The sequence below is a fragment of the Actinacidiphila paucisporea genome (assembly GCF_900142575.1).
Lineage (GTDB): Bacteria > Actinomycetota > Actinomycetes > Streptomycetales > Streptomycetaceae > Actinacidiphila > Actinacidiphila paucisporea.
The window spans coordinates 1-15,762 of sequence record NZ_FRBI01000038.1 but is presented as its reverse complement, the minus strand read 5'-3'; the positions used below and the strand labels follow the sequence as shown (position 1 = coordinate 15,762).

Sequence of the window (15,762 nt, the reverse complement as noted above, 5' to 3'; positions counted from 1 at the left end):
CGTGGGCCGCGACCAGCTCTCCGCCGTCCTCATGGCGGATCTGCAGGACAGCCGGTTCCGCCGTACGCACGTCGTCGTCGGGGGGATCGGAACGGGCAAGACGGCACTGGTCGTCCTGCTGACCCGGCAACTCGCCGAGGGCAGCGCCGTGCCCGTCCCGTTGCGCCTGCGCGGGGTCCAGGGCGGCCTGGACTTCATGCAGATGGCGTCCGAGCGGTTCTGCCGGGAAGTGCAGGGCAACATCCGCTCCGGCGCCGAGGGGGAGAAGGTGTGGCGGCGGCTATGCCAGCAGGGACGCGTCGTCGTCCTCGCGGACGGGCTGGAAGAGGCGCTGACCGGTGAGGCGCTGACCGAGGAGCGCGACAATATCATCCGGCTGGCCATCCGCCGGGCCAATGATGAGCGGCTGCCGCTGATCATCACCTCACGGCCGCACGACTCGCTCCGCGGGATGGACGCGTCCGTCACGGACCTGGAGCCGCTGAGCGAGGAGGCGGCCCTGGAGTACATCTCCTCCGGCACCATGTGGGAGGACCGGCAGCGGCTCGACTGGATCGTCGAGAAGGCCGGCATCGCCGAGGCGCCCACCTATCTGCAGATCGCCCGCGAGCTCCACGATGAGGGACTCCTGGAGCACGCCCTGTCCGGGCACGCCGAGGCGGAGGCTCTGGAGACTCGCGGCGGGGATCGGGCATCACTCCGCCTCCATCTGGTCGACACCTGGCTCAACGCCCTGATCGGCGGCGATCTCCACCCCGAGCTGCCGCTCAGGCCGGAGGAGCGGCGGTCGGCGATCCATTACTGACTTCGGCTCGTCGGGGTGAACTGTCCTGGGTTGCCTGACGGGCTCGTTGTGGTGGCTGTATCCGATGGTGTGTGAGATATGCAGATGGGGGCGGGCTGACCGCCGCGGGACGGGTACGCCGGGAGTCAGTGCGGATGCCGGCTGCCGAGCTGTTCGAGCAGGACGTCAAGCCGACGGTGGTCGCTCGACGTCTGCGGGTGAGTCCGAAGTCCGCCTACCAGTGGCACCAACTGTGGCGCGAAGGCGGGGGCGGGGCGCTGGCGTCACGCGGCCCGGGTGGGTCGCGATGCCGACTGTCTCCGCGCTGCCTGAAGAAGCTCGCCGCGTATCTGGACCAGGGTCCGGCCGCGCACGGCTGGGTGGAAGACCAGGTGTGGACCGCTTCGCGGGTGGCCACGCTGATCGGTCGGAAGTTCCACGTCTCGTACAGCGTCTCGGGTGCTACGAGGCTGATGCACCGGCTCGGCTTCAGTCCCCAGGTCCCGGCACGGCGGGTGGCTGAGCGCGATGAGCAGGCCGTCACCGCGTGGAAGGAGGCGACCTGGGCGGAGGTAAAAGGGCCCGGGCGGCCTGCGGGGGCTACATCTGCTTCGAGGACGAGGCAGGCTTCACCCGCCGACCGCCCAAGGGACGCACGTGGGGCCGGCGAGGCCGAACACCGGTCGTGACCGTCAGCGGCCGCCGCTCGGGACGCCTGTCCGTGGCGGGACTGATCGCCATGCGGCCGGGCTCGCGCACCAGGCTGTGCCACCGTCTGCGCACCCACCCCGCAGGCAAGGGCCAGCGCCGCAGCATGGACGAGCGCGACTTCATCGCCCTGGTCGACGGAGTGCACCACCTCGTGAAGGCACCAATCATCCTGGTCTGGGACCGCCTGAACACCCACGGCTCCCACGCCATGCGCGAATTGGTCGCTGAGCGCACCTGGTTGACGGTCTTCCTCCTCCCCGCCTACTCACCCGACCTCAACCCGGTCGAATGGGTCTGGGCACACGTCAAACGCAGCCTGGCAAACCTCGCCGTTGTCGCTCTCGACCGGCTCGAAGCCCTCGTCCGCAACCGGCTCAAGCGATTGCAGTACCGACCCGAGATCCTCGACGGCTTCATAGCCGGCACCAGGCTGACTCTCGACACCCCAACGTCACCCTGAAGAGCCGAAGTCAGTAACCGCTGTGCCCCACGGCCGTACCAGTCTCACGGGCCCACACGGAGGCGGTCATCGTTTTGGGACCGCCGACAGCAACGACGTCACTGTCGACCCCACCGTCTTGGCGACTGCGGCCCCGGCCGTTGCCGCACGATCCGACACGGTTGTTCCCCGACCCCCGAGCCGATGCCCGGGATGTGGTCGCGGAGGCCGGCCCGCGCGCCCAGCCGGAGCGAGCGCCGGTCCGGCGTGCTCATCGGCTGGGGCCGGGAGTCCCCGGACTCGGCTCCAGCCGAGCTGGCGGCTGACACACCGGACGCCAACCAGTGCCGGGCGAAGCCACCGTAAGGGGTGGAGCGGTCGCGCTACCCCTGCCGCCCCGGGGACCAGCCTTCCGGGACAGCAGGGGTGCGGGCAGGTCAGCCGAACTTGTACACGGTAACGGTCACGGATCCGCCTTCGGCGCTGATGGTGTAGTCGCCGGGGCCGGTGTAGGGCAGGCAGCCGTCGGCCAGGATGTCGTCGTCGTTGATGCCGGTGTCGTCTTCGCCGACGTTGGCGCAGATCTCGCTGACGGGGTGGGGGACGAACCGGTGATCGAAGGGGCCGAAGTCCGGGTAGCGGGGCAGGGTGGGGGTGTTGATGCCCACGTCGGGGTGCTCCCACAGCGTGGTCGGCTGCCCCCAGGGGGCCCGCACGTCGACCTCGCCGTAAGGCTCGGGCAGGTTGTTGTCGTCGCTCTCGCGGGGGTTGGAGAACGTGATCGAGTAATAGATGGGCCCAGGCCCACCAAGTTCCTGAGCGTGGGCCGCGCCGACGTTGGCGATGCCCGTCAGCATCAGGGCCGTTGAGGCGAAGGCCGCCACCCGGCCCGCAGAGCGCAGACGCATCCCGATCTCCTTCTACTCGTTCCGTAGCCACTTGACTACTCTCAGTAGAGAGTACTCGATACGGAACGTGACATTACTCAACGAACGCACGTTTGATCCTCGGTCCCCGAGTGGGGCCGCAGCCTGGTAGTCCGTGCGTCGCGCCACCGGTCAAACATCAGTGGCAAACGGTCGCCGCTGCCGTTGTCCGACGCCGTGCAGCTCGTCAGGAGGGCCCGCGACCGGCAACAACGGGTCCAACACAGCCCACTGGCCATGGGAAAGATCCCCACGCCCCACACCGAGATCATCACAGCAACGAACACGGCTCCGGAGCCGCTTCCACAACAGGCGCGAGGGTGCGCAGCCGTACGAGGACGCCGAGGTGGCGTCCTGCAGGGCTACTTGCTGCGGAAGCAGGGCGAGTAGACGTCGAACTGGATCAGCGGGTCGCCGTACCGGAGGTTCTTCTCCCAGGTCACGTCCATCTGGATCTTCGTCGCCAGGTGGGTGGCCAGGATCTGCTGGTTCTTGCTCAAGCTGGAGTCCGGGCCGTTCCTGACGATCTTCCACCCCTGCCCGGGCAGGCGCGCGGCCAGGTTGGCCATGCCCTTACCCAGGGCGGTGTTGTCCTTCGAGTGCACGGTCCACATCTGGGACAGCACGCGGTCGGGGCTGTCGTCGTTGTCGTCGTCGCACGACAGGTCGGTCGGGGTGCTCCGCGGCGGGAAGGCGCCCACTTGCCGGCCGGTGACGTGGGCGGTGTCCATGACGACGGCGGACTGGGTCATGACCTCGCTCCTGACAGTCGCCGCGTCGCGCTCGGGCGTGCCGTCGCCCCCGCAACCCGCGGCCAGGGCGAGCACACCCACGACGGCCGCACCCCGCCACGCCACGGCGATCCGCGTCACTGCCCGGGCTCCTGTGCGGAGACGAAGAAGCGGGAGTAGACGGAGAAGGAGATCAGCGGATCCCCGAGGTCCGTGTTCCGCTCGAAGGTCGCTTCGAGCTGGATGTGTGTCGCCAGGTGGGTGGCAAGGATCTCCTGGTTGCGGTTCCGGCTGGAGTCGGGACCGTTGCGCACCACGTGCCAGCCGTTCTCCGGCAGCCGTTGGGCGAGTGCGGCCATTGCCCCTTCCAACGCAGACTCGTCCACGCCGTGCAGGGACCACAGGTGCGTGACGTTGTGGAATTCATCGGGGTCCTCGCCCTGGTCCCAGGGCAATGCCATGGGTCCGCCCTCGGACACCTTTCCCTTGACCTGCACCATGTCGAGCACGGCGCTGGACAGTTCGGCAACCTGGACTTTCACATTCCGGGCGGAAAGCAACCGCGGCTGGTAACCGAGACGGTCGGACGCATCGTTCATTTCCCCACTACCTCGGTGCTCCGTAGGGCGACTGGTGTGTCAGCTTAACGTTGTCGTACCGGCCGACGACGACCTCGGCCTGGTTCTTCAGGCTGACTGACGGCTTGCCGTTGTCCATGTTCCAGTACGCACTGTGGTTGTGCGCGTCCGACGCCATCAGGTTGCCGCCGAACGCCGGGTCCGTCGGGATGTTCCCGCCGCCGCCCAGGCCCATGAAGCGGCCGCCGTCGCGGACGACGTGGTCGAGGCCACCGCCGCCCTCCGCCCACATGTGGGTGGGGTCCAGGCCGAGGTCACCGGGGTGCTCGGCCTGCATGCCCGGGCTGCCGACGGCGATCACGTCGTCGACGGGCAGCGGGTCGGCGACACCTACCTGGTGGTCGGGATACGCGTACTTGGCGGTGTCGCCGATCAGCGTGCTGCCGTAGCTGTGGCCGATGAGCGTGGTGTGCGCGTGGCTTCCGGTGGCCGCCTGGTGGGCTGCCGCGTTGCCGTCGAGGAACTGGCGCAACTCGGGCGCTCCGGCGTGCGCGTACTTGTCGTCGGTGGCTGCCGGGATGTCGTCGGGGGCGTTGTAGTCGAACCACGTGATGGTGGAGATCTTCGCGCCGGAGTCCTCCTGGTTGCTGGCCTGCCACAGGTTCACCCCCCGGTTGATGTCGCCGCCGATCTTGTCGAGCTTCGACGTCGTGCCAGGCACGTAGATGGCCGTGTGGTCCGCGGTGTCGGGGTTGCCGTTGGCCACGATGACCTTGCCGTCGCCCTTGCCCTCGGGGTCGAAGCCCAGGAGGTACGCCTCGGGCAGGCCGTCGGTGCCGGTGGCGTCGAAACGGGCCTGGATGGCGTCCATACCCTTGAGCCGGCCCCTGATGTGAGACAGGTCCCGGTACTTGTCGCCGTACACCGCGTTCCACACCGTCCATTCCGGGGTGTGGACCCCGCGCCCCGAGGGGTCCGCGATGTCGGCCCACACCTCCTTGGGCGGCGGGGGTATTGAGTCCAGCTGCATCTGGTAGTTGCCGCGGGTCTCGGCGAGGAGCGTGCGGTTGGCCTCGTCGCGTACGGTCGCGGGCAGGCCGTCGAGGGCGCCTGTGCGGTCGGGGTAGGCGGCCAGGTAGTCGGCCTGGTCCTGCGGGGACAGGCTCTTCCACCAGTCGGCGTTGTCCTGCGGCTTGCCGTGCTTCGGCGGCGGCTTGAGGTGGCTGAGGTAGGACGCGGCGTCCTTGTCGACGCCGGCCATGTCCTTCTGGGCGTCGGCCCAGTCCGCCGCGGAGACGGTGAGGTCGTCGTCGGCCATGAGCTTGCGAAGTTGCGGCGCCCACTTGTCATCGGCCGCGGTGGCCTCGCGCAGGGCGTCGGATATGCGGTCGGCGATGTCCTGGGCCACGGCGTGGTGCGGGTTGGGGTCGAAGTGGGCGGCCTGGTGGTCGATTGCGCGGACCGAGGCGTCGGCGGCGCCGGTGACCGTACCGCCGTGGACAGGCTTGCCCTTGTCTTCGCCGCCCTCAGGATAGGTGACCGAGCCGTCGTCGCCGACGGTGAACGTGTGGGCCGCCGCGTCCGCGACGGCCGCGTCGAACTTCACCTTGGCCGGCGTGATGTCGGCGACGAAGGCCCGCAAGGCCGTACTGACCAGGCCGCATTCGACCTGGATGTAGTGGAAGTTCTCCGCGACCTCACTGAGTTGGCGGTGCGCTGCGTCCGCGCTGACACCGGCGAGCTTGGCGACGCGCATCTTCGCGCTGATGCCGTTCTCGATGTCTCCCTTGCCCTGGTCGGCCATGTCGCTGAGCGCGCGGTAGCCGTCGGCGAGGCCTTCGAACTGGGCGGTCTTGAGGAACTTCAGAGCGGATACGTCCACAGGTCAGCCCGCCTGGTTCTGACCGCCGACGGCCGGGGTGTCGTTGTAGCCGTCGTCGAGCTTGTCGAACTCGGCCCTGACCAGCTCGTCGCTGACGCACAGGGTCGCGCCCGCCGCCTCCAGCTGCTTCTGCAGTGCCCCGCACCGGGTCAGCAGGCTGTTGACGTAGCCGCTCCAGGTGGAGCGCAACTGGGCCTGGGCCGTGAGGGTTTCGAAGGTGCAGTCGGAGAACTGGAGGCTGGTGTCCATGCCCTGCTGCGCCTCGTAGAGCTTGGTGCCGGCCTTCGACAGGTTGTCCGCCAGCGTGCCCACACCTTTGGCGGCGGCCTTCCACGCGGCGATGTCCGAGGCCATGCCCGCGTCACCACCCGTGGCCTCCGGAGTACCCCCGCCGTCGGCGTCGGCGTCGGCGTCGGCGTCGGCGTCGGCGTGCGCAAGCGTCAGCACCGGCCCGCCGGCCACCTCCTGCTTGATCCCGGCCCATTCCGCTTCGAATGTCACGGCCCCCACCCCTCCCCGACCACAGGGCGGTTGCAAGTTTCGGGATCGCGTAGATCGTCCGTGCTCAGCGGGAGTTGAGGTGGCAGCAGCACAGGCACGAGACCGGTGATCATCAGGGTGTCTACGCCAGCTGATCACATCGAGGTCCCGTGCCTGCCGTTCCATCTTTCCCGATCCCTGCCGTCCTGGTGAAACTGGCCCCCCATCAGCACGACACCGGTCGCCTGCAGCCCGCCTCCGGCGCGTACCCGACCCGCGCTCGCGTCGCGGACGCTGGTATCCCCTGGTCGGGTTGCTGCTGATCTGTGCCTGCGCGGTCGTCTCCGGAGCCCGGACCGTCACCGAGATCACCGAGTGGGGACAGCGCGCCACCACGACGGTGCTGGAAGAGTTCGGCATCCGCCGCCACCTGCTTGGACGCCGCCGCGCCCCGTCCCATGCCACCCTCACCCGGCTCCTGGCCGCCCTCGGCGGCGATGCCCTGGACACCGCGATCGGCGCCTACCTGGCCGAACACGACCACACCGACATCCGCGCCGCCGGCTCGCCGCCCCGGCCGGCGATCGCGGTGGACGGCAAGGCGCTGACCGGCTCCGCACACCGACAGCGGCGCCACCGGCACCTGCTGTCCGCCGTCACCCACGCCCCCGCCGTCACCCTGGCCCAGCGGGAAGTGGGAGCCAAGACCAACGAGACGGCCGCTTTCCGCCCGCTGCTGGAACCACTCGATCTGGCCGGCACCGTGGTCACCTTCGACGCCCTGCACATCGTCAAGGACCAGGTGCGCTGGCTGGTGCAGGAGAAGAAGGCCCACTACATCGCGGTGATCAAGGGAAACCAGCCGACCGCGTCCGCCCAGCTCAAGGCCCTGCCATGGGAGCAGGTGCCCGTGGCGCACACCGCCGGGCCGACGGGCCGCTGGTCGACGTGACCCTCCCCAAGCCAGCACCTGTACGCCTTGGTGAAAGCCCGGGCCAGGGCGGGCCGGACGGCTGGTGGTACGACCTGCAGGTCCACGTGCCGAGCCAGAGCAGCGAGCGGGGCCGGCTCCCGGCCCTCCCGGCCCTCCCGGCCCTCCCAGCCCTCCCGGCCGCTGTTTGTAAGCACGTGAATGGGCTCCCTGTACGGACGAGAAGTGGCTCTGCAACGCAAGAAGTTGATCTGGCCCCACCCGGCGGTCAGAGAGCCGTGAAAGGCTCGACCGGGTGGGCTGTTTGGCCGCACCTGAGCTTCTTCGAAACCAAGCGTTCTGCTGTCGGCCAACACTGTCGCGGCTCCGATGGCATGGGCGACAGGATCGTCACATGCAGCCGATCTTCGTTCTCGTGCACAGTCCGTCCGTAGGCCCCTCGACCTGGCGCCCCGTGGCCGAACACCTAGCAGCGGCGGGATACCAGGTACTGGTGCCGTCCCTGTTGCACATCGGCGCCGGTGCTCCGCCGTTTTGGCCCCGCATCGTCAGTGCCGTCCGCGACGACCTCCGACAGGTCCCGGCTGGCAGCCCCGTCACGTTGGTGGCACACAGCAATGCAGGCTTGTTTCTCCCGGCGATCCGCTCGGGCCTCGACCATCCGGTGGCCAGCTCGATCTTCGTCGATGCCGCGTTGCCGGCCCTGATCGGACCGACCCCTGTCGCCCCACCCGAGTTGCTGGAGTTCCTCGGTCCGAAGGCCGTGAACGGCAGGCTTCCACGCTGGACCGACTGGTGGGACGAGGCAGACGTCGCACCCATGTTCTCCGATCCGACGATGCGACAGACCGTCATTGAGGAGCAAGCCCACCCTGCCGCTGTCCTACTACGAGCAGCACATCCCGGTCCCCGACGGCTGGGATGACCACCCCTGCTCCTACTTGTTGTTCGGGCCTCCGTATGACGACCTTGCCGCCGAAGCGCGCGAACGCGGATGGCGTGTGGCACACCTGCCCGGCGCACACCTCCATCAGATCATCGATCCTGCCGGCACGGCCCGGCACCTCGTCGAACTCGCCACCACGACATGATCTACCATCGAAGTGGGGCCAAATCACTTTGCTACAGGGGCGTGAATCACACCACCGCACGCCCCCTCCAGCCCCTGACCGGTCCAAAGGAACTCCGTGCAGTGGAGCCCAAAGAAGTGCTTACAGACACTTTGTCCTTGGGATCTCCGACGTCGCGACCATGAGCACCCTCCTCCTCCGGGACGGCCGGGAATTCTGCCACCCCGCGGCACTCAAGGAGGCTTTCACGCCGCCGTGAAGACCCGGGCGGCTCCGTCGTCGCAGGCGGTGGCGAGCCACTGCCCGTCGGGGCTGAACGCCACTGCGTTCACTGGGAGTCCGTGGTCCAGGCGCAGGATCTGCACGCCGGCGGCCGGGTCGAAGAGGCCGGCCGTGCCGTCGGCGGACGCGGATGCGAGACGGCGGCCGTCCGGGCTGAAGGTGACCGCTCGCACCGGGGCGCCGATCTGCCAGTGGAAGAGCTCGGCGCCGTCGGCGAGGCGGAACAGCCGGACGAGCTCGTCGTCGCAGGCGGTGGCGAGCAGGCCGGCCGGGCTGACCGCGACGGACAGGACGGAGCCGCCGTGGGTCAACTGGTACCGCTGGGCGCCGGTCTGGCGGTCGAAGACCCGCGCCGTCCGGTCGGCGGAGGCCGTGGCCAGAAAGTCTCCGTCCTGGCTGAAGGCGACGTGGTGTACCGGCCCGGCATGGCTCAGTACCGCGTGGCCGGTCCCCGTCCCGGCGTCGAAGATCCGGGCCGCCGTGTCCGCACTGCCGGTGGCGAGCCACTTTCCGTCCCTCGTGAACGCGACCGTCCCGACCTCGCCGCCGTGCGTGAGCTCGAACCGCGGCTCGCCGGTGTCACCCGCGAATACCCGGGCCTTGCCGTCCTTGCTTCCCGTGGCCAGGGACAGCCCGTCCTCGCTGAACGCGACGGCGGACACGGCCCCGCCGTGGGCCAGCTCCTTCAGGACCGCGCCGGTGGCCGCGTCCCAGAGACGGACCTTGCCGCCGCTGCCGCCGCTGGCGATCCTGCCCAGGTGCGAACACGCCACGGCCGTGACGGTGCCGCTGTAGATCTGGCCGCTCCCCTGGGTGCCGCTGGCGGCGTCGAAGACCCGGGAGGTCCCGTCCTGGGAGGCGGTCGCCACCTGGCCGCCCGCCGGGCTGAACGCGACCGCGTTCACAGGGCCGCCGTGGGTCAGCCGGCAGCGCTCCTGGTCGGCGAAGGGGTCGAAGACCCGCGTCACGCCGTCGGAGGGACCACCGGCCGCGGCGACCAGCGTGCCGTCCGGGCTGAACGCCGCGCTCACACAGAAGCCCAGTAGCGACAGCTTCTTCCCCGTCGCCGCGTCGAACACGAGCCCGCCGCCCTCCGTGCCCGGCGGCGCGTCGACGACGATCCCGGACGACGACGTGGCCAGCCATCGGCCGTCCCGGCTGAAACCCGCGATGCCGGCGGCGTAGCCGTGCGTCACCCGGTACCTCTCCGCACCGCTTGCCGCGTCGAAGAGGCGGACCGTGTAGTCGGCTCCGGACAGTGCCACCGACGCGTCGTCGGGGCTGAACACCGCGCCCCACACCTGGTGGTCGAGATCGAGGGGCTCAAGGAGCCGGGTGCGCAGCGTCCCGGTGGTCGAGTGGACCACCATCGCACTCCCGTCCCCGCAGGCGGCGGCGAGGTACTTTCCGCTGTTGCTCCAGGCCACGCTGTTGACGAAGCCGGTCATCGCGGCCCGCGCCATCACGATCCCGCCGTCGGTGTCGAAGATCGTCACCAGGCCCCGCTGCGTGTCCGCGGCAGCCGACGAGCCGAAACCGACGGCCAGCCGCAGGCCCGGGGTGTCGGGGCTCCAGGCCACGCACCTCACTGGGTACCACCGGGTGTCACCGGACGGGAACGCCAGTTCCAGCGCGCCGGTGGCGGCGTTGAAGATCAGGGCCGCGTCGTCCGCGCCCGTGGCCAGGCGTTTGCCGTTCCCGTTCCACGCGAGGGAGGACGTGCCGCGCTCCTCCGGCGTGCCGACGACGTGCTGCATGCGGCAGCGCTCCGCGCCGGTCGCGGCGTCGACGACCACGGCCCGCACCTTGTCGAACCCCATCGCCAGCCACTGTCCGTCGGGACTGAAGGCGACGACGTTGGGGGACCCGGCGATCCGGCAGCGTTCCACGCCCGTGCGGGCTTCGAAGACGCGCACCGTCCCGTCGGCGAAGCGGGTCGCCACCCATCGGCTGTCCGCGCTCCAGGACGTGCCGAACGCCGCCCTGTCCTCGCCGCCCGGAGCCAGGAAGCTCACCAGCTTCGCCTGCCGCGTCGTCATGCCCCGACCCGCCGATGTCCGACGTCGTCCCCGCTCGGCACTGCCATGGCGCGCTCTCTTCCCTGGACGGCTATGATCCTCCGGACGGCCGCGATGGGGCGTCCCGCCGGTCCCGTCCAGGATCAAGGAACCCGCCGGGGCCCGCACCTGGGACGAGCCCGTTCAGGTCGGCCCGCCACGGGGCGGGAACGTACGGCCTCCGCCTGCTGGATGCGTAGGGCCGTCCGCGGTGGGGTACGCGGGAGCAGGTGAAGATCACGTTCCTCATTCACGACCTCTACGGGCTCGGCGGGACGAGCCGGAGCACCCACAATCTCGCCGCGGTGCTCGCGGACCGGCACGCGGTGACGAGCGTCTCGCTGCGGTGGCACCTCCGGCTCCCGCCACTGTCGCCAGAGTGAGATGCGCGGGCCTGGAGTTCACCGTTCGTCGTCGGCGGTCCCGGCTTCGTCCCACAGGCGGGCGAGCTTCTTCACCTTCCGCTTCTCGAGCGCGGACATTGCGCTTCCCGGAGCTGGACAGTGGGTGCGCGACCTCGGTGTGCCACGCCTCAAGGCCGCCGATCCCGGCCGGGGCACCCGCCGCCCTGCCGCCGCGGGTGAAGCCCACGATCGTGGCGTTGACGGCCATCGCGTGCGGCGCGCCTCCGATACCCGCGCCGCGGGCGTTGCCGCCCATCAGTTCCTGTTCGCGCCCGAGTTTCTCGGCGGCCGCGTCCAGGCCGGCCGGTGTCAGGTGCCACAGCTTCCGCGACGGCTCACCCACACGGTCTGGTGCACCGAACCCGCCGTGCTGCCCTCGGCGACCACCAGCTTGTCGACCATGAGTGCCAACAGGGCGTTGCGGATCGCCTTGTTGTCCGACAGGTGGGCGGACCAGTTCCATGATCTGCGTCGCGGTCGCCACCTTCAGCACCCCCAGCACGCGCGGCGCGTCATGCCGGTCGCTCACACTCGACCGCGGCCGCCGCGACTGCTTGTCCCCCGGCCTGGTCACCGAGCCTGCCCCGTTCGCCACCTGACGCCTCCCCGCCGACGATCGTGCTGTGGAGGCCTTCCATCGTCGCCTGTGCCGCCGACAGCCCGGCCCGGCCCTCTTCCCAGGCCGACGCAACCAGCGGCGGCCAGCCGCCCGGCCAGGGCCCGCCGGAGGCCAAACCCGCCCCTGACCCCTCGCCCTGCCGCCCGCCTACGCCGCACCGTCCCCTTCCCCCAGGTACGGCCAAGGAGGGTGGAGGGCAGAGGGGTTGTCGGCATCCCCGGTGATGTCGGGACAAGGGCTCTGACCAGGGCAAAAGCTCCCGCCATGCGCGAGGGGGTCGGGTGCACCCTTGGGGGCGGCATCGGTATCACCGTCGGACAACCATCGGTAACCGGCCCCGTACACCCGCTCCCGGCACCGGCCGGCGCCGCACACCGACCCCGCCGGCGGCCACCAGCCGGAGCCCGCCGTGCCGTTCGAACCGGGAGCAGTGCACTTTGCCCAACCTGCTGACTGCCCGAACACCGCTTCTCGCCGCGTCCATGTACTTTGCCGTGCCGCAGCAGTGCACTCCCGTGCCGCTCAGCCGGTCCCTCCAGGATGCACCTGGCACCGGCACCGCCGCGCACCCGATTCTGCGCCTGCCACCGCGACCCCCTTCCGCTCGCCGGCGCGCCTCGCCGGCGAGTCGGGCGCAGGGTGACCCGGGCCCCCTTGTCCGCGGTCTGTTCCTGCCGGGCAACCGCCGCTGGTCCAGGAGAAACGCGAGGGCCGGACGACCGCGGCGCAGCGTGGTCAAGGGGTCGGGCAAGGGGTGGTCAAGGGGTGGCCACGCTGTTCCACCGCACCCGGATTGCCCAGTTCCCCGCCCATACCCACCGTTCCAGACCGTTCCAGACCGATCCGAGCGGTCCGCACACGGGCAGGTGAGCAGCCGGGGCAGTTGCTCACCTGCTTGTACCCACCGCCGCTTTCCACCGTTCCACGGCTGTGACCTGCTGTAGTGATGTTCGTAGAACGCCTCCCGTGTCCGGTGCCACTAAACCTTGACCGTTTGCCATTGGAGTTTGACCGGCAGGGGTCGGCGGCGAACGAGGACCTGCCTGCGAGGAAAACCGGGTGACCTCGGTCGCGACCGGACCGGACAATGGCTCATGCTGATGGATCACTGGCCCCTCCTGGGCTTGCGTCTGAACACTCCCCGTCTGGAGCTGCGACTGCCCTCCGAGGACGAACTGGCCCAGCTGGCCGACCTCGCGGCCGATGGCGTCCATGAGCCGGACCGGATGCCGTTCATCGTGCCCTGGACGGATCTGCCGCCTGCCGAGAGGGCACGTTCGGTGGTGCAGCACCATTGGCTGCGGCGGGGAAACTGGGCACCGGACAACTGGGCGCTGAACCTCGCCGTCTTCACGGACGGCCGCGTCGTCGGCCTTCAGGAGATCACCGCTCGTGACTTCGCCGTGCTGCGGCAGGTCAGCACGGCCTCCTGGCTCGGTGTGCGCCATCAGCGACAGGGAATCGGGACCGAGATGCGCGCCGCGATCTTGCACCTGGCCTTCGCCGGGCTGGGCGCGGCCGACGCGCTGTCGGGCGCCTTCGAAGACAACCCTTCTTCCTTCGCCGTGTCCGAGAAGCTGGGATACGAGCCCGACGGCGTCGCCCAGTGGAGCATCCGTGGCCGACGCACGACGATGCGGCGCTTGCGGTTGGCCCGGGCCAGCTGGGAGATACACCAGCGCGTCCCCACCACGATCACCGGTCTCCTGCCCTGCTTGCCACTCTTCGGTCTCACGGGCCAGGCAGAGGACTGAACCACTAGCGCAAGCACCGCCCGCCAAACTCCAATGGCAAACGGTCAAGGTTCAGTGGCACCGGACATCCCGGGTGGAGCGACGGAAGGCGTTCCACCCGTGGAATCGAACGGGGAATCGAACTAGGTTGGAGGGGTGGGCGACGACCAGGAACAGGAGCAGGGCCAGGCGCAGTCGGCTGCGCTGCCGCTGGCCGACGGGCCGCTGGTCGACGTGACCCTCCCGGACGGACAGCGCCTGTACGCCGTCGTCAAAGCCCGGGTCAGGGAGCCGGACGGCTGGTGGTACGACCTGCAGATCCACGTGCCCCACCAGAGCAGCGAGCGAGGCCGGCTCCTGGCCCTCCCGGCCGCCGTGGACTTCCGCGCACCGGCCGCCCTGTGCGAGCCGATCGACGGCCAGCCCTACGACCAGGTCCCGACCGAGCGGCCCGGCACCACCCCGGCCTGGAAGGTCGAAGAGAAGGTGTACTGCAGAACCAAGCGCGACGACGACAACGACAGGCGGCCCGACTCGGAGGACAGGGACCAAAGCTCGCAAACAGGGACATTGGCGCGGCGTGGGCTATTTGTGGGCCGCACGAGCCGACGGAGTGTCAGGTAGCCGTCTGACATGCGAAGACTTTTCCAAAGCCCGCGTCTCCGGAGCCGTGTGCGCAGGTTCGAATCCTGCCGGGGGCACAACCGGAACAAGGCTCTGACCAGCAGGAATGCCGGTCAGAGCCTTTCCTGTACCTGCCAAATCGCACACGGTCTTCTGACCGTTGCTCTTTTCGGGGCAGGAAGTACTCGGCTGGACTGTGCAATCGGCTCGTTACTCGGCTGTTCTGCCAGGTCAGACCACCGTTTGCAGGGCGCTGGCCGGCCGCTTAACCCGCCGGAACTGCACTGCGGACCGCATTCGTCCAACGATTGTCCTGCTTACGAGCAGTCCTGTGACCTGCACCTATTTCGGAAACGCACACGGCGTAGAGGGTCGTTGCTCTTGGGTAACGGCTTCGCCCGGGGCGAACCCCGCGGTCGAGGGGCGTTCCGCGACCCGGAACATCCACCCCAGCGGTCAGTTGGCAGCGGGGCCGGATCACAAGCCGTCCTGATAGCTCAGGAACCAGTGGGTGTCGAAGTAGCGGGCCATCGTGAACGGATGGTGCCGGTCAAGGAGGATGCGGCAGACGAACTCCGCGGCCGGGCAGTCGAAGAGGACGTCGCGGTTGTCGAAGGTCCGGACCGCGACGGGCCAGCGGTCCGGGTCCCCGCCGTCGACCCGCCAGCAGTACAGGTCCTCGTGTTCGGTGCCTGCCCAGATGAGCAGACCGTCCTCCCGCAGATGCGTCCACGGCTCCTGGTTCAGGTCGAGGTAACCGTCGAAGGCGCCCACACCGAAGGTCGCCACCATGCGTTTGTAGTCACCGGGAAGTCTCGATCCCAGGCGCCCCTCGATCCGCGCCCAGTCGACGTCCTGCCGTCGCGAGGAGGGGGTCCAGCCGGTGACGCGGACGAGCCGGTCGACCCAGTCCTCATCCTGGCCCAGTGGCCCCACGGGCGGTGCCTGCGTGCGCCGCGGCGCGGTCGCCAGCACCGGCCGGACGACGCCTTCCGCGTCCCGCGCCGTCCCCGCACCGATCCACTGCTCCCCGTACGCCCATGCCCGTATCGTCACCCCCCGCCCTTCGAGGCCGGTCAGCAACCCCGCGCCGCTCCACTCATCCGCGGTCGGATCCGTGAAGCCGTCAAGGACAAGGGTTCGCGGGGCACCGTAGCGACCGTCCAGCAACTCCACGAGTGCGTGTGGGTCGACATCCGAGGGCAGGTGCAGACACCCGCCCGGGGAGGTGATTCGGGCCAGCAGGTCGTTGAGCGTCGATTGCGTGAGTTCCATGGCGGCAGTGAAGCGCACCGCACCGACAACAAGCCTGCCGAGAACGAGGTGCAGCGCAGGTCCGCCGGTCTACCAGGTCGCGGTGCTTGCGAGCCCTCGACACCCGGGGGCGAACAGGCGATCAGGCAGGGGGTGACATGGCGGTTGAGCGTCACAGACACCTGATGCCTCGTCCCTCCGGGACAAGGCATTCGGGTGGTCCACATGGGCAGGGCGCGCCGCGCTGCGGCCGGTCA

Annotated in this window: 14 protein-coding genes; 7 read left to right on the top strand and 7 right to left on the bottom strand. The window is 69.5% G+C overall.

The genetic code is table 11. The features are described from left to right. The first annotated feature begins 1 nt into the window (after nucleotide 1). Complete coding sequence (locus BUE44_RS38120) at nucleotides 2-805, top strand: NACHT domain-containing protein (RefSeq protein WP_073502684.1); 804 nt, start codon at nucleotides 2-4, stop codon at nucleotides 803-805. A gap of 71 nt (nucleotides 806-876) precedes the next feature. Continuing rightward, nucleotides 877-1,955 (top strand): IS630 family transposase gene (locus BUE44_RS39995; RefSeq protein ID WP_456049218.1). Its coding sequence is split into 2 segments (ribosomal slippage): nucleotides 877-1,378 and nucleotides 1,378-1,955, totalling 1,080 coding nucleotides; the frame shifts between segments, so codons are not numbered across the junction. Nucleotides 1,956-2,371: 416 nt separating this feature from the next. Here the strand turns inward: BUE44_RS39995 and BUE44_RS32860 are convergent. From BUE44_RS32860 to BUE44_RS32840, 5 genes are all read right to left on the bottom strand, one after another. After that, on the bottom strand, nucleotides 2,372-2,842 hold the full coding sequence (locus tag BUE44_RS32860) for a hypothetical protein (protein ID WP_143172639.1): 471 nt from the start codon (nucleotides 2,840-2,842) through the stop codon (nucleotides 2,372-2,374). Nucleotides 2,843-3,222: 380 nt separating this feature from the next. After that, entirely contained in the window at nucleotides 3,223-3,732 is a 510-nt protein-coding gene (locus tag BUE44_RS32855) for a hypothetical protein (RefSeq protein ID WP_073502681.1), read from the bottom strand. Beyond that, nucleotides 3,729-4,190, bottom strand: a complete 462-nt coding sequence (locus BUE44_RS32850; RefSeq protein WP_073502680.1) for a hypothetical protein — start codon at nucleotides 4,188-4,190, stop codon at nucleotides 3,729-3,731. Before BUE44_RS32850 ends, BUE44_RS32855 begins: the two co-directional genes overlap by 4 nt. A gap of 7 nt (nucleotides 4,191-4,197) precedes the next feature. Beyond that, complete coding sequence (locus BUE44_RS32845; protein WP_073502679.1) at nucleotides 4,198-6,051, bottom strand: alpha/beta hydrolase; 1,854 nt, start codon at nucleotides 6,049-6,051, stop codon at nucleotides 4,198-4,200. Nucleotides 6,052-6,054: 3 nt separating this feature from the next. Beyond that, complete coding sequence (locus BUE44_RS32840; protein ID WP_073502678.1) at nucleotides 6,055-6,552, bottom strand: hypothetical protein; 498 nt, start codon at nucleotides 6,550-6,552, stop codon at nucleotides 6,055-6,057. Nucleotides 6,553-6,844: 292 nt separating this feature from the next. Here BUE44_RS32840 and BUE44_RS32835 point away from each other — a divergent pair, with 292 nt between their 5' ends. Both BUE44_RS32835 and BUE44_RS32830 read left to right on the top strand, forming a co-directional pair. Further along, a complete protein-coding gene (locus tag BUE44_RS32835; protein ID WP_073502677.1) occupies nucleotides 6,845-7,483 on the top strand; it encodes an ISAs1 family transposase in 639 nt (212 codons plus the stop codon). A gap of 373 nt (nucleotides 7,484-7,856) precedes the next feature. Continuing rightward, complete coding sequence (locus BUE44_RS32830) at nucleotides 7,857-8,387, top strand: alpha/beta fold hydrolase (protein WP_235002701.1); 531 nt, start codon at nucleotides 7,857-7,859, stop codon at nucleotides 8,385-8,387. Between the two features lie 390 nt (nucleotides 8,388-8,777). On the opposite strand, the gene BUE44_RS32825 is transcribed toward BUE44_RS32830, so the two are convergent. Next, nucleotides 8,778-10,853: a WD40 repeat domain-containing protein gene (locus tag BUE44_RS32825; RefSeq protein ID WP_073502676.1), complete on the bottom strand. Its 2,076-nt coding sequence runs from the start codon at nucleotides 10,851-10,853 to the stop codon at nucleotides 8,778-8,780. Between the two features lie 248 nt (nucleotides 10,854-11,101). Here BUE44_RS32825 and BUE44_RS37245 point away from each other — a divergent pair, with 248 nt between their 5' ends. The 3 genes from BUE44_RS37245 (at nucleotide 11,102) to BUE44_RS32815 (ending at nucleotide 14,251) form a co-directional block, all read left to right on the top strand. Continuing rightward, nucleotides 11,102-11,254: a glycosyltransferase family 4 protein gene (locus tag BUE44_RS37245; RefSeq protein WP_143172638.1), complete on the top strand. Its 153-nt coding sequence runs from the start codon at nucleotides 11,102-11,104 to the stop codon at nucleotides 11,252-11,254. Between the two features lie 1,734 nt (nucleotides 11,255-12,988). After that, nucleotides 12,989-13,648 (top strand): GNAT family N-acetyltransferase, encoded by a 660-nt coding sequence (locus BUE44_RS32820; protein ID WP_073502675.1) that lies wholly within the window; start codon nucleotides 12,989-12,991, stop codon nucleotides 13,646-13,648. Nucleotides 13,649-13,783: 135 nt separating this feature from the next. Beyond that, a complete protein-coding gene (locus BUE44_RS32815) occupies nucleotides 13,784-14,251 on the top strand; it encodes a hypothetical protein (RefSeq protein ID WP_073502674.1) in 468 nt (155 codons plus the stop codon). A 477-nt stretch (nucleotides 14,252-14,728) separates the two neighbouring features. Here BUE44_RS32815 and BUE44_RS32810 read toward each other — a convergent pair whose 3' ends face one another. Beyond that, on the bottom strand, nucleotides 14,729-15,526 hold the full coding sequence (locus tag BUE44_RS32810) for an SMI1/KNR4 family protein (RefSeq protein WP_073502673.1): 798 nt from the start codon (nucleotides 15,524-15,526) through the stop codon (nucleotides 14,729-14,731). Nucleotides 15,527-15,762: the final 236 nt, after the last annotated feature.

Coding starts and splice junctions, on each gene's coding strand:
- BUE44_RS32860 (WP_143172639.1), bottom strand. CDS start 2,842: ATGCGTCTGCGCTCTGCGGGCCGGGTGGCGGCCTTCGCCTCAACGGCC.
- BUE44_RS32850 (WP_073502680.1), bottom strand. CDS start 4,190: ATGAACGATGCGTCCGACCGTCTCGGTTACCAGCCGCGGTTGCTTTCC.
- BUE44_RS32830 (WP_235002701.1), top strand. CDS start 7,857: ATGCAGCCGATCTTCGTTCTCGTGCACAGTCCGTCCGTAGGCCCCTCG.
- BUE44_RS32825 (WP_073502676.1), bottom strand. CDS start 10,853: ATGACGACGCGGCAGGCGAAGCTGGTGAGCTTCCTGGCTCCGGGCGGC.
- BUE44_RS32820 (WP_073502675.1), top strand. CDS start 12,989: ATGCTGATGGATCACTGGCCCCTCCTGGGCTTGCGTCTGAACACTCCC.
- BUE44_RS32810 (WP_073502673.1), bottom strand. CDS start 15,526: ATGGAACTCACGCAATCGACGCTCAACGACCTGCTGGCCCGAATCACC.